This is a genomic window from Candidatus Dechloromonas phosphoritropha (assembly GCA_016722705.1).
Taxonomy (GTDB): Bacteria; Pseudomonadota; Gammaproteobacteria; order Burkholderiales; family Rhodocyclaceae; genus Azonexus; species Azonexus phosphoritrophus.
Map to the genome: position 1 here is coordinate 2754731 of JADKGN010000004.1, position 12645 is coordinate 2767375.

General features: G+C 64.2%; 10 protein-coding genes. 4 read left to right on the plus strand and 6 right to left on the minus strand.

Going from position 1 to position 12645, the window contains the following annotated elements:
* The first annotated feature begins 2 nt into the window (after positions 1-2).
* From IPP03_19095 to IPP03_19105, 3 genes are all read left to right on the plus strand, one after another.
* Positions 3-629, plus strand: a complete 627-nt coding sequence (locus tag IPP03_19095) for a hypothetical protein (protein ID MBL0354656.1) — start codon at positions 3-5, stop codon at positions 627-629.
* Complete coding sequence (locus tag IPP03_19100) at positions 586-804, plus strand: hypothetical protein (protein MBL0354657.1); 219 nt, start codon at positions 586-588, stop codon at positions 802-804. The genes IPP03_19095 and IPP03_19100 overlap by 44 nt, the downstream gene beginning before the upstream one ends.
* A 311-nt stretch (positions 805-1115) precedes the next feature.
* Entirely contained in the window at positions 1116-1766 is a 651-nt protein-coding gene (locus tag IPP03_19105; protein MBL0354658.1) for a hypothetical protein, read from the plus strand.
* Positions 1767-2457: 691 nt separating this feature from the next.
* Here the strand turns inward: IPP03_19105 and IPP03_19110 are convergent.
* Positions 2458-4803, minus strand: a complete 2346-nt coding sequence (locus tag IPP03_19110) for a DUF2235 domain-containing protein (GenBank protein ID MBL0354659.1) — start codon at positions 4801-4803, stop codon at positions 2458-2460.
* 157 nt (positions 4804-4960) lie between these two features.
* On the opposite strand from IPP03_19110, the gene IPP03_19115 reads away from it, so the two are divergent.
* Entirely contained in the window at positions 4961-5146 is a 186-nt protein-coding gene (locus tag IPP03_19115) for a PilZ domain-containing protein (GenBank protein MBL0354660.1), read from the plus strand.
* Positions 5147-5366: 220 nt separating this feature from the next.
* Here the strand turns inward: IPP03_19115 and IPP03_19120 are convergent, their stop codons facing one another.
* From IPP03_19120 to IPP03_19140, 5 genes are all read right to left on the minus strand, one after another.
* A complete protein-coding gene (locus IPP03_19120; GenBank protein MBL0354661.1) occupies positions 5367-6755 on the minus strand; it encodes an NAD(P)/FAD-dependent oxidoreductase in 1389 nt (462 codons plus the stop codon).
* 233 nt (positions 6756-6988) lie between these two features.
* Positions 6989-8176, minus strand: a complete 1188-nt coding sequence (locus IPP03_19125; protein ID MBL0354662.1) for a hypothetical protein — start codon at positions 8174-8176, stop codon at positions 6989-6991.
* 27 nt (positions 8177-8203) lie between these two features.
* Positions 8204-11179, minus strand: a complete 2976-nt coding sequence (locus IPP03_19130) for a hypothetical protein (protein ID MBL0354663.1) — start codon at positions 11177-11179, stop codon at positions 8204-8206.
* Positions 11180-11204: 25 nt separating this feature from the next.
* A complete protein-coding gene (locus IPP03_19135; GenBank protein MBL0354664.1) occupies positions 11205-12215 on the minus strand; it encodes a patatin-like phospholipase family protein in 1011 nt (336 codons plus the stop codon).
* A 202-nt stretch (positions 12216-12417) separates the two neighbouring features.
* Entirely contained in the window at positions 12418-12624 is a 207-nt protein-coding gene (locus IPP03_19140; protein MBL0354665.1) for a (2Fe-2S)-binding protein, read from the minus strand.
* Between the last annotated feature and the right edge of the window lie 21 nt (positions 12625-12645).

The following is a 12645-nucleotide window of genomic DNA, read 5'->3' on the forward strand; positions in this document are numbered from 1 at the left end:
TGTTGATACGCAAGCTAATTTTTCTCTTGCGCGGGACTTCAGTGAGGGAACCATGGCAGACCTGCCGACCATACTGCGACGGCAGCATTGGCCAAATCGGAACCATCATCGGCGCGGTGGCGGCACTAGGTGCCGCGGCCCAAGGCCTGGTCGACGTGACAAAAGGCTTTTGGATCAATGTCGATGTGAGCGGCTTCACTTTCATCAAGCAATCGCTGTCACCCTTCGAGCCGGCTTTGACGAAGGCGGTCGGCGAAGGCCAGGGTTGGGAGGAAGCCCTGGGGGCGCACTGGCTCGACGGGTGGGAAAAGAGCGATCAGAAGGGCGTCGCGAAATCCCTCATCCGGCGGGGTCTGTCACCACACAATGCCCATGCGATTGGGAAGACTGTTCAGGTCGCCCCGAAAGCCTTCGCCAACGCCGTCGCGGCCCTCAATGCGGGCCATGACCTGACGTCCGACCAGATTAACTTGCTCGGACGCTTTGATGCCATCGTCGACGCGCGTATTGATGCCGCCTATGAACGGGCCCGATCGGCGCTATCGGAGCTTTACGCGCAATATCGGCGCCTTGTTCGTCGTGTTGTTGGCCGTCTTCGCCGGCGCCTTTCTCTTCGCTGCGAACCTTAGTAATGGAGACAATATTGCCGACCCCTTCATCTTTATCGCTGCCTATCTACAGGACCGGCATTTTGCCCTGGCGCTTTTGGTAGGGGCGATCGCCGTGCCTCTTGCCCCGGTCAGCAAGGATCTGGTCTCGGCGATCGGCGCCGCCGTGAAAGCCCTCAAGGCGGCCAAAGGCTGAGCCATGACCTATTACATATGCCTGCGCCACGACATGCGCGCCGGCCCTGGTTCGCCGGCGTGGGTGGCGGAAGGCCAGGCAGCGATACCCTCAGACCACGTGACAAAGAGCGGGACTTGAGCAGCAAGTTCCGCGGCAAGGACATCCTGCTGGCAACGCATGGCTTCAACGTGACGGGCCAGGAGCGGATCAACGCCTTGGGCTGGCTCGACCAGCGCCTGTAGGCACGCAACAACGAGTTCTTCTTTGGTGTCCTATCGCCGGGAGATTGGTGGATTCCCGCAATCAACTATTCGGCCGAGGCATCGGACATGGTCCAGGCCGGCAAGTATCTGGCCGACCTCTGCAGCGATCGCTTTAAGCAGGCGCGCAGCATCTCCTTCCTGTCGCATTCTCTGGGCGGGCGGGCGGTCAAGTGGCTGAAGCCCGTGCCCGGCCGCGACAAGCCCGCGTGCATCGTATATTTGACTGTGGCCGCTGTCGACAATGACTGCCTGTTGCGCCAGTACGCTGCTGTACCCGGGCAATGCGTCAGCTTTGTCAATCTCGCGTCACGCAAGGATCGCGTCCTCAAGTATGCCTATCCGGCCGGTGACTTCTTCAGCGATCTATTCGGCGACGATGACAGCCCCTGGGTAGGCGCGCTGGGCCTCAGCGGGCCGAAAGGCGCCACGCCCGGCAATGTGAGCCGCAATCAGATTCCTGACCGACTCACATACGGCCACGGCAACTATCTGCCACCATCATTCATGACAGCCCCACAGATACCGACGCAGCCACCGCCATGGGCCGAAGCGTCGGATTTTATGATCCGAGCGTTTCGCGAACAGTCCCAGTCTTGGCCACCAAGCTGGCCGGGAGCGGCCTTGGTATCTAGCGCTTCCGCTCTCGCGGCTAAGTCGGGAGCAGAAGTAGCTCGCTGCCCGACATCTCTCAAAGTGGCGGCCCCGCGCCGGCCGTAGAGGTGGCGGGCGGTGAAGTCGGTTCGCCCAGATGGCCGAGAAGTTCCCGGACACCACCGCTTCGGCGAAAAAGCAGATGATTCTCATCTCGCCGCCGCACTTCGGGCAAGGCAAGTGCAGACTCGCTCCTCCCTGCAAGCCGAAATCCGCCATTTGGGCTGCTCGAATGGCTGGCGTTTGCGCCGCCTCAAGGCGACACCACTGATCGCAATCGGCGATGGAACGAAGGTCTGCTCTGTCGCTTCATCAGTGATCTGAAAAGAAATGTGGTCAGCGTGGTGCGCCATTGTGGCACGCATGGTATCGGCCGGACGCCACCTCGCTTCACCAAGGCTTTTGCTGCCGCGAGCCTTGTGGTTTGATCCGTCTGATTGCACGAATTTGGCACCGGCGCCATAATAATCAATCTGCAAAGTCCCAGCTTTACTTCGTAAAGCGCACCTGCTTCACTTCGTTTCATGGGGGAGGGATCGAGTGGTTACGCGGCTGGCAGTCTGCGTCACGGGCATCGTGCTCGGCCTTCATCCCGATCACGACCTCTATCGCGACGCCTGGCCATCGTACAAGGACTTGTCGGCCGACCTGGACGATCTGTTCTAAGCGCTTGATAGCCCCGGTGCCTTTGAAGAAAAGCCCACCCGCGACGCGCCGGCTCAGGGGTTGGCACCGGCTTGGCACATAGCGCTGGTGGTCACATCGGGGCGGAGGCGGATGCCACCTGCGTCACCGTGACTTGCGCCGTACCCTGGTTGTTTGAGTAAAAGAAATCGTACTGCCCTGGCGGTCCAACGGCATCGTTGACATACAGGAACAACTCGCCGCTCGATCGCGCCACGATACGCGCCTCGAGCACCGTCAGACCCGGGTCGACGGGCACTGACGGATCCGGCACCAGTGGGTACAGGTCGGCGCCGCTGCTGCCGATCCGGGCCATTGGCATCAACCAAGGATGTGTGAACTCGCGCCGCAGCGGCGTGGCCAGGCGCATCGCCCACGAGACCTGTGCCGGCCGCACACCGCGCAGATCGGCATCGAGGTGTGAGTCCTTCCACCCGATCGGCTGGCCATCGGCCGCCGACGGCAGCGTGAGCAGCAGGCGATAAGTGCCTCCAGCCTCGAGGCGGAGGCCGGTACCTGCACAAAGCTTGCGCGTGTCGAGTTCGTAGGTGTGCACTGCAGCACCCAAGTCCTCGAGTGACGGGCTGGCCTTGCAGACATGACCGCTGGCGGCCCGCATGGCAAAGGGCACCACGCTGCCGAGTACGGCAACGCCATAGAGCAACCCGACCAGGAACCCCGCCGGCAGGATACGCTCGCGCAATAACTCGAACACGGTTTGGTAAAGGGGGCGCGTGCGCAGCCATTGCACTGCTTGCAATGCTTGCTCGACGACGCGGACCGGCGCGACGGCGGGCGCCCTGGCCAACTTGGCTGGTCGGGCCTTGTCGATCAAGTACCAAACCCGGCGCATCGCATCGCCGATCCGCAACTCCAGGAAGGCCCCCAGCCATAGGCCGAACAAGGCCAGCCCTGCCAGCACGATAAAGTGGCCCGGATGCGTCACGTACCAGCGCGTCCAGCCCGAGAACATGTCGGGCACTACCAGATCGAGAGCACGGATGATCGGGGAAATGAAGCACGCCCACGAGGTGCATGCCCCGCCGTCAGTGGCGGACAGGTACGGCAGGGCCAAGAGCACGAGCGTGGCCAAGAGCGTTGCGAAGTAGATCACGCGCTTGCACCAGACGAGATTGAACACCCGCTCGCGGCCGGCCGCGTAGTCCTGCTGTTGTGCTTTGTCGATACCGAGGAAGTCGGCCCCGTCCTGGGTGGTGCCGTCGAAGCACTCGACGTCGAACTCGACTGGCAGCACAATCGGCGCATAGGCATCCTGACCGCGCTTGATGCGCCGCACCACACTTTCGTGGGCCTTCGGCCGGGCGCCTCCCTCTGCGGCGAACAACTGCTCGAGGCGGCGCGGGTTGTAACTGTAGTAGCCGGCGAGCCCCCGTCGCGAGTCGTTCATCGGGCCGTTCTCGTCGCTCAAGGCGTGTTGCTGAACACGCACGTCTTTGACGAACCGCAATTCTTTGGGCGCGGCTTTTATTACCCAATCGAGGGTCACATGTGACAGGCCCTGGTCAGCGTATCCACCGCCGACATCGGAGTGCATGCCCGCGAACCACACCTGGCTGATGCGCTCCTTGGGCGGCTGCGGCTCGCCGTTGCTGTCGGGGGGCTGGGGTAGTGGGGCATCCCACAGCAACGGATGGAAGGCGTTGCGCTCGTCGTCAAGCGCCATTGCGTGTACCGCCCGCTTGACCCGGGGGTCAAGGGAGTGGTTGGGCATCTTGATTGGCCAAACAAACTTGTCGAACACATCCGTGAGCTCGTCGACCGGCATGCCATACGCAGCCACGGTGTCCCACAGACCGAGGAACTCGATCTCGACCGGACATTCGGATTCGGGGGCACCAATCTTCTTTACTTTTGCATACGGTGTCCGGCCGCGCAGGCGCGCCCAAGCGGCGAGCCCTGCGTCGCGCATGTCGCGCAATGGCTCTAGGTACCACATTTTGTATCTGCGCCGGTAGGCCCGATAGGCGCCTCGCACCAGACGATCGAGTTCGGCCTCATCACCCTTGTACTCCACGATGCCCTGGTTGACAATCAAGCCGACCAGCACACGGATCGTGAATGCGCCGCGGCTGAAACCAAACGCGTAGATGCGGTCTTTCGGGCGATTCGGATACTTCGGATCGTCCGGACGGTAGGTGCGGCACAGAAAGCCATACAAGTCACGCACGTTGCGCGCCAAACCCCAGCCGAATGTGCCGCCGAGCAAAGCAGCGAGCTTGAAGGATGAACTGCCGATGCCGTCGTCGTAGAAGGCCAACTGGCGTGGGGTAAGCGGGTCGGGCGTGTTGGCCATATCCAGTGCCTCGTAGACGTGCCAGACGTTGGTCTTTTGCTGCTTGCTCCGGCTGTTTCCGGTGCCGTCGGACAGCAAGATGATGTTGCGGGCACGTGAGTTCATCGTCGACCTCTCCAGGGTGGAAGATAGGAAATTCAATGTCATTTACTAGCATACCCCCGTTCTTGGAAATCGTTATCAATCTGGAGCCTCATCCAACGAGGTATGAGCCTGAACGGCGAGGCTTTGCCGGATCGGTTGTCGGGCCGATAATGCGCGAATGGACGACCGCCGCGAGGACCTTCGCTTTCGCGCCCGCATTCACTGCGACCTGATGATCGCGGCGACCGGCGAGCGCTATTCGGACATTACCAGGAACATTTCCCGTGGTGGGGCCGAGTTCGAGACGAGCGAATCGATGACGGGGGTGCCCGGCCGGCGACCGTCGGCACGCCAGCCATCCTGACCTTCATGTTGCGCCGGGGTGGCAACTTCCGGGAACTCAAGGTCCAGTGCCGTGTCCGCTTCGTTTCAGCCAACATCGGCGGTCTCGAATATACGTCTTCGCCACCGATGCTCCGGGACACGAAGCACTGGGATGATGCTGGAGACTCGTTCCAACCGCATCGATTGAGCCCGCCCAGTTGCCCGGCGGCAGCGGCGGGCGGGGCGAACGGGTCCGGACGCTATGCGATGTCGACCGCCTGGCCTGCCTTCGAGAAACGCAGCGAGTCATCCGCGAGCCGCGCGAACCTGAACAGCAGGATGTCCTTGAAATAGTTCTGGTAGAGCTTCCACGGCGCCTTTGAGCCTTGTTTCGGGAAGCTGCCGAGCGCCCGCTCGAAGTAGCTGGAAGAGAAATCGATCCAGCGTTCGGGCTTGATCCCCGGATCGGCGACCGGCGTGACGATCTGCTCGCCGCTGGCCTGCATGTGGTTCAGCAGCCGGCAGAGATAGTCGCTTTCCAGATCGGCCTTCAGGGTCCACGACGAATTGGTGTAACCGAAGACGCAGGACAGGTTCGGCACCCCCGAGAACATCATGCCCTTGTAGCCGAATGTTCTTGAAAAATCGACCTTTCGGCCGTCGACCGTAACCGCCATCCCGGCAAGAAAGAGGAGTTTGAGCCCGGTTGCCGTGACGACGCTGGCCTGCCCCGAGCGGATCGCCGCGAACAGATCGCCATCGGGGACAAGGCACAGCCGCTGTTCCCACGGTTTGTAGCGCGGCGTGAAGTGGCTCGCCGTGTCGTAGCCGGGGTCGAGTTGATCGCGCACTCTGGCGAGCAGGTATTTTCTGACCACTCCGGGCCAGGTGCGCGCCAGCCCGAAAACCAGTTGGTGAAAGAACGTGTTGCGCCAGCGGATGATGCCGTAGGCGAGCATCGGCGGCAGCAGGCGCTTCAGCGTGTTGGCGAAGCGGTCTTCGGCCGGTCGCGAGATGACATAGGTCGGCGAGCGCTGCAGCATGGTGACCTGCCCGGCATCGCGGGTCAGCGTCGGCACCAGGGTCATCGCCGTGGCGCCGCTGCCGATGACGACAACGCGCTTGCCGCGGTAGTCGAGGTCGGCTGGCCAGTGCTGCGGATGCACGATGCGGCCGGCAAAGCGTTCGCGGCCGGCGAATTCGGGCGTGAACCCCGCCGCGTAGTCGTAATAGCCCGAGCACATGTGGAGAAAATTGCAGCTCAGCCGCAGATCCTTTCCGTCGTGCTGCATCGTCACCAGCCAGCGCGCGGCGCCTGAATCCCACGCCGCGGCGGTGACATGGTGGCCGAAGCGTATCTTGTCGTGGATACCCTCCTCACGCGCCGCTTCGTTGAGGTATTTCAGAATCGACGGGCCGTCGGCAATCGCCTTCGCCAGCGTCCACGGCTTGAAGCTGTAGCCAAGCGTGTACATGTCGCTGTCCGAGCGGATGCCCGGATAGCGGAACAGATCCCAGGTGCCGCCGATGTTCGTTCGCCCCTCGAGGATGACGACGCTGCGCGCCGGGCACTGGCGCCGCAGATGCACGGCAGCGCCGATACCGGAGATTCCGGCGCCGACGATAATGACTTCAAAATGCTCCATCATACCCATCAGGAATCTCCCTCGATTCCGATATTCTAGCCTTCAACCTCGTTGCGAACACGCCGCGGCCAAAGGTTGCGAAGGTAGCGTTGTTCGATAACGCATGTTTTCCGGTGGAGGCCTGGCGATGGGTGAGGCAGCGGCGAGCGCTGAGCCGCCGCGGCGTATCCGCGCCGGGTTGCCGGAACAGGCGCCTGTTCCGGTCGACGGCGAAAATGCGGCCGATGTGCCCGTACTCAGAAGGCCAGCGACAGACCCTTGGGGTGGAATGCCAGGTAGCCACGGGCGATCTGGTCGGTTTCGACGCTCCAGGCCTCGGTGGACGGGACAAGATAGTTGAAGTGCAGCCGGGGCTTGCCGGGGCCGCCGTGAGTCTTGAGTAACAGTTCGACACAACGGGCGTGCGGATGCTTGAAGATCGCGCCGTTGGTCGAAATCAGGTAGTTTGGACAACGTAGCTTGCCGAGCAGCGACTCGCTGATATTGGCGACGCTGCCATGGTGGGCCAGTTTGAAGCCATCGACGGCGAGGCGCGCGCCCGGTGCGAGCAGGCGGTCGAGCGAGGCTTCGAGCACCGAAGCCCAGGCGTCGCCGGTGAGCAGGAAGCGGACCTCCGGTTTCGCCGCCGGGTATTCGAGCAGCAGCGCGATACTGCTGCCGTTGGCACGACTGGCGTCGCCGCCGAACGGGGCATCGGCGCCGGGTTCGCCGGTGCCGCCGAGCACATCGGCGAAGTCGAAATCCTCGGCGGCACCTGGTGGTGTATCGAGGTCGATGCTGTCCTCGGACCCGAGAACGTCGCCGAGGGGGCGCAGGCTGCGGCTGTCGGCGAGCAGTTCACGCAGTTGCGCCGTATCGCCGGACTTGACCCGGGCTGCCTTCAGTTCCTTGGCCCAGTTGTCCTTCAGGTCCAGCAGGCGCTCGTGGTCGGGTGAAAGCAGGGTCAGACGGCAGGCGCCGGGGAGTTCCACCTCCGGCAGGGCGGGGTTGCTCCGGTCGATGGCGGCAAGCGCTTGGTCGAAGCCGAGGTTCCAGACCTTTGTGTTGGTGCGTTGCTCGTAGTCGGCGATCAACATGCCGAGAATCTCGCCCTGGACGCCGCCGAGGGCTTCGCCAGCAGGGTCGGGGACGGCATTGATCTGGTCGCGGCCATTGAACCAGATGCGGTCGAAGCGGCAATCGAGGGCTTCGGCGTCGAGCAGGAGCCGGATGATGCCTTCGATGTGGTCGGCATCGATGTGGGTGATGACGAGCAGGTCGAAGTGGCGCTCATCGGCGGGGAGGTGCAGGATGCGCTCGCGCAGGGCAGGATAGGCATGGGCCGGGCCGCCGTCGATCAGGATGCGATGGATTTCGCGGCCGCTACCGTATTCAAGCCACAGGCAGTCGCCGTGCGCGGCGGGGAGCATCTCGATGCGGAACATGGGCTGGACCTTTCGGGGTGGGGCAAGCTACGGTGTCGGCGTGGTGGCGGCCGGTCGGGGTGTTGGCGTCAGCCGCCATTCGGCGTCGCCGAGGGCGACGAGACAGAGGGCGAGCAGGTAGCCCCGGGCGAGCATGCGGCGGCGGACGCGGCGCATCAGCGTGCCGAAATCGGCGTCCGGGTCGTTGACCTCGAGCAGTTGCGTCACCAGTTCGCGGGCCAGCGGCGCCGCATGGCGGCCGAGGATCTGGGCGAGGGTGCCAAGGACGATAGCGGTCTTGAGTTTCTGGAACTCGCGAACCAGTTGCACGTAGCCGAGTTCCGACTCGGCCCCGGTGCGGCAGCCGAGCAGCAACAGGATGGGGCCGGGGTCGCGTCCGTCCGGGTTTACGTACTCGGGGCGAATCTGGCCGCGCCGCAGCCGGACAAGGTCGCGGCCCAGGGTCTCATCGCCAATTTCGAGAAAGTCCTCCAGATTCTCCTCGTCATGATGCGGCAGCGCGATCAGCAGTCGCGGATGCTGCTTGACCGCCTCATACCATTCGTCCCAATCGTGGGCGAGGGTGGCGTTGCCGATGCGCTCGTGGATGGTCGTCCACGTGGCTGTCCGTTCATCCTCGGGAACCTTGTCGCTGCTGGCAAAGACGGCCGATTCGATGGGTGGCAGGCTGCGCCGCTCCGGCCTGGGCGCCGAGGCGCTGGCCGCGCCCCCGGGGGCCATGCGTTCGATGACCTTGCGCAGTGACCAGAAGCCGAGGGGACAGATGGTCGGGGCGTGGCGGCGGGCATCGGCGTTGGGCGGCGCTTCGCCGCAGGCCGGGCAGGCCTTGGCATCCGCCGCCAGTGCGGCCTGCCAACCATCACAGAGGCGGGCCGCCTCGACCGGGAAGCCGCGGTCATAAACGAATTCGAGGGGCAGGATCACGTCAGGATCGAGACTCAGCAACTGGATGCGGTCGCCGGCGTCAGCGAAGCCCTGCTGCTCGAGCTGGTTGAAGAGGCCGGCGCCGAAGCGCGCCATGTCGCGCAGCAGCACGCGGACTTCCTCGTCGTTGGCGTCGAGCATCGCCTCGGCGCCGGGCGCGGCGGCGAAACGGCGGACGAGCGACTTTTCAGTCGAGAAGAGGACGCTGTTGAGGGCTTCGATCGCCTTGCCCGGGGAATTGAGCGTGTAATTTCGTCCACCGGTGCCGTCGAATACCCGCAGCGTCGGCTGGCTGCCTGGCGCGCCTCCCGCCTCGGCCGCTTGCTCGCTGCCGAAAACCAGCGTCGAGGTGCACGGCTGTGCATCGTCGATCGCGATCACTTCACGGCGGCTGAGTTGCACCCGCACGCGCAGGGCGTCGCGCGGATTTTCCGCTTCACCCGGGGCGAGCGCTGCCGCTTCAATCCTGACCGCTTCGAAGCAGCGTCCGCGATAGCGGAACATGATCTCGGCACTGACATAGCGCTCGTCGGCTGGGACATCGATATGCAGGTCGCAGTCACCACTGCGGGCGGAGCGCCCGGCGGGCAGGAGCATCGAGGTGCTGTCGCGCTGGTCACCCCAGCACAACTCAACGGTCAACAGGAGACCTTCCTGCGGAATGGCGACGGTGGGGATGGCGCTGTCAGCGGTCGTCGCGCCGTCGTCCTCGGGCAGGCCGATCCAGCAGCGGAGGATGTTCGCAGCGCCGGCGACAAAGGTCTTGCGGGGTTGGCCATCATGACGGATCTCGGCGCGGACGCGCCTTTCATCCGCTTCCGGTACGGCGATTGTCGTTGCGGTGAGGCCGTCGTCGGGTGCGGCGCCGGCTGATTCAGGCGCTCCGAAGGAACGGTCAACAATGTCGGGCCGCCTCGCCGGCGCGCCGCGCGCAACGGATACCGGCGCGGGGGGCGGCGGCATTGCCGGTGGGCGGGCGCTAAGGCGTATCCTGTCGTCGATCAGGTCGTGCCGGAGGGTGCGTGTCGCGCTGCCTCCCGCTCCGCGGAAGGGCGTGGGGGCGCAGCCGGCCTGGCAGTCGGCTGCCAGACCGAGGATGTCGAGCAGGCGCAGGCGCGCCGCCGGCGTCCAGTCGCGGCGGAGTAGCGCGACGACCTCGCGGATCAGGCGGTCGCCGGGCGTATCGGCAATCATCCAGGCGACCTGGCCATCGTCGTGTTCGGGTTGGCGGGCGCTGATCTGTGCCGTCAATACGCTCGTGATGCCTTTTGTGGTACGGAACGGCTCCGGGGGGGCGACCGAAGCGAAGGGTCGCGGCGGCGCCATGGGGTTGCCTTGCGCATCGGCCATGCCGGTGGCGGCCCAGACGGTCAGGCGCAGCGCGCGCGCCAGATCGTGTCCAATGCGCTCGGCGAATTGCGCATCGTCGAGACGGGAAAGCATGATCCCGAGCGCATTACCCAGCGGCTCGGGGATCGGGCGAATCGTCGCGATTTGGTCATGGGCGACCCAGGGGCTGCCCCAGAACAGGTCTGGGCACGGGGCTTCGGGTTTGAAAACATCCTCGAGCGCAGTGAAGTTGCCGAGTCGACCGATCGCCAGGGCGCGCCAGAATGCAGCCTCGGCGCCGGGCGGCAGATCGTCTGGGGTCAGCGCGGTATCTTCAAGAGGGGCGATAGCCAGCAGGCGGAAGGCATCCTGATCGCCGCCAGCCGCGCGTTCGACCAGGGCACGGATGCGCGACGGGTCACCTGCTTCCTCGAGGGCTGCGGCGATGGCATCGCGGTCCGGTTCGGCCGGATCCTCGGCCATGCGGCGGATCTCTTGTCGTACCGAGAGCAGAGGAACATTGGCCACAAAGGCCAGAGCCGCCCGCCGGACTTGCGAACCCCCGGGCGTCGTCGCGACGATCCGCCACCCGGCCTCGGCCAGATCCCGCCAGGCCATGCGGCCGAGCGGGAAGTGCGCGGCCGCCATCAGGGCGGCGAGACGGACTTCGGGGGCCGGGTCGGTGCGGCCGACTTCAAGCAGCGGCCGCACCCATTCGTCGGAGAAAGTTCCGGAAGCGTTGTCCGTCATTCTGGATGCCTCGCCGGTCAATGTTTCATGCGCCGAGAAGTTCGGGCATGTAGGTCCGTAGCCGGTGGGTGAGCAGGGCGCCGGCGTGGCGGGCGAGCACGCTCATCTCGGGTGCCGATAGTCGCGTCAGGTTGGTGCGGATGGCGGAAGCGAAGGCAGAGTCGCCTTCACGTTCCTCGCCGACCTTGCTGTCAATGGAGAACCACACCGGGCGTGCTCCCCCCTCGGTGCCGGCATTCAGTTCGAGCCGCTTGAACTGCAGGCCGCGAACCTGTTCCATGAGAATGTCGATGGCCGCCACCAGCACGGCGGCGCCGGATTCGGTCGGCCGTTCGTCGATTGCGAAGGGTTTGCCGGCATCGCTGACGATCAGGTAATCGAGCGCGTTGCGTTTGCGGAACAGGGGATTGACGCCAAGGTTGTCATAGACGCCGCCATCGGTGAGGGTGACATAGTCAACCCCGGCCGCCGGGTACTGGGACTGATCGACCCTGAGCGGCGGGAAGACCGGCGGGAATGCCGACGATGCGGCAACCGCGCGACTGACGGAGAAGTCGGTGGCGTCGGTGGTGCCCAGTTCCCATTCGCCCATCTCGGCCTTGCCGGCGCCGCCACCAACGAAAAAGAACATGTTGCCGGTGGCGAGGTTGGTGGAATTAAGATACAGACGCGGCCCGTTGTGCAGCGAGCCCAGCGTGCGCTGGCCGTAAAGGTCGCGTTCGTAGGTGGCAGCCAGCTTGTCGAGCCGGCTGTGGAAAGGATCGAGGACGCCACCGATGACCGACGAGACGGCTATCGACCTGGTGCGCAGATAGTCATCGAGCTTGTCGAGGGCATCATCCTCGCCCCAGTGGCAGGCCAGAAAGGCGCCGGCGATGCTGCCGCCGCTGACGCAGGTCAGCAGGTCGAGTTTCCAGAGCAGGCCGAGTTCATTCAGCTTGCGGAATGCACCCAGATGAAAAGCTGCCGCCCGGAAGCCGCCGCCCGAAAGCGCCAGGCCAACGCGCTTCTCCTCGCTACCGATAAAGATGGTCATCAGATTCTCCTCGTTGCGCAGGCTTGCTTGCCTGTTTGGCCAATCTTGGAGCAGGCATTGGGCGAAGGGAGTTTCACTATAGGCGAATTAGCGGAAAACTCAAATCAGGTGAATGCAGCAATGCAGCAGGAATGCGCCGTGATGGCTGGCGATCTGAATCCGATAACGGGTGTCGTGAATATTCGGGCGGGCAGCGCCGCTGTTAGGCGGTGGCAGTGTGTATTGCCTTGCCCGGCTTCACCGGCGCCGCAAGCGCTTCGCGCAGGCAGGCACGGGCACACGATGCGCATTGACCACACTGGTTGGCGACGCCGAGTTCCCGACGCAAGTCATCCAGCGTACGCGCGCCGCCTGCGACCGCTTCGCGAATCTGGCGATCAGTTACAGCCTGGCAGACACAAACATACATCGGCGGTCTCCATGAACGACG

Coding starts and splice junctions, on each gene's coding strand:
- IPP03_19110 (MBL0354659.1), bottom strand. CDS start 4,803: ATGAACTCACGTGCCCGCAACATCATCTTGCTGTCCGACGGCACCGGA.
- IPP03_19115 (MBL0354660.1), top strand. CDS start 4,961: ATGGACGACCGCCGCGAGGACCTTCGCTTTCGCGCCCGCATTCACTGC.
- IPP03_19130 (MBL0354663.1), bottom strand. CDS start 11,179: ATGACGGACAACGCTTCCGGAACTTTCTCCGACGAATGGGTGCGGCCG.
- IPP03_19135 (MBL0354664.1), bottom strand. CDS start 12,215: ATGACCATCTTTATCGGTAGCGAGGAGAAGCGCGTTGGCCTGGCGCTT.
- IPP03_19105 (MBL0354658.1), top strand. CDS start 1,116: ATGGTCCAGGCCGGCAAGTATCTGGCCGACCTCTGCAGCGATCGCTTT.
- IPP03_19140 (MBL0354665.1), bottom strand. CDS start 12,624: ATGTATGTTTGTGTCTGCCAGGCTGTAACTGATCGCCAGATTCGCGAA.
- IPP03_19120 (MBL0354661.1), bottom strand. CDS start 6,755: ATGATGGAGCATTTTGAAGTCATTATCGTCGGCGCCGGAATCTCCGGT.
- IPP03_19125 (MBL0354662.1), bottom strand. CDS start 8,176: ATGTTCCGCATCGAGATGCTCCCCGCCGCGCACGGCGACTGCCTGTGG.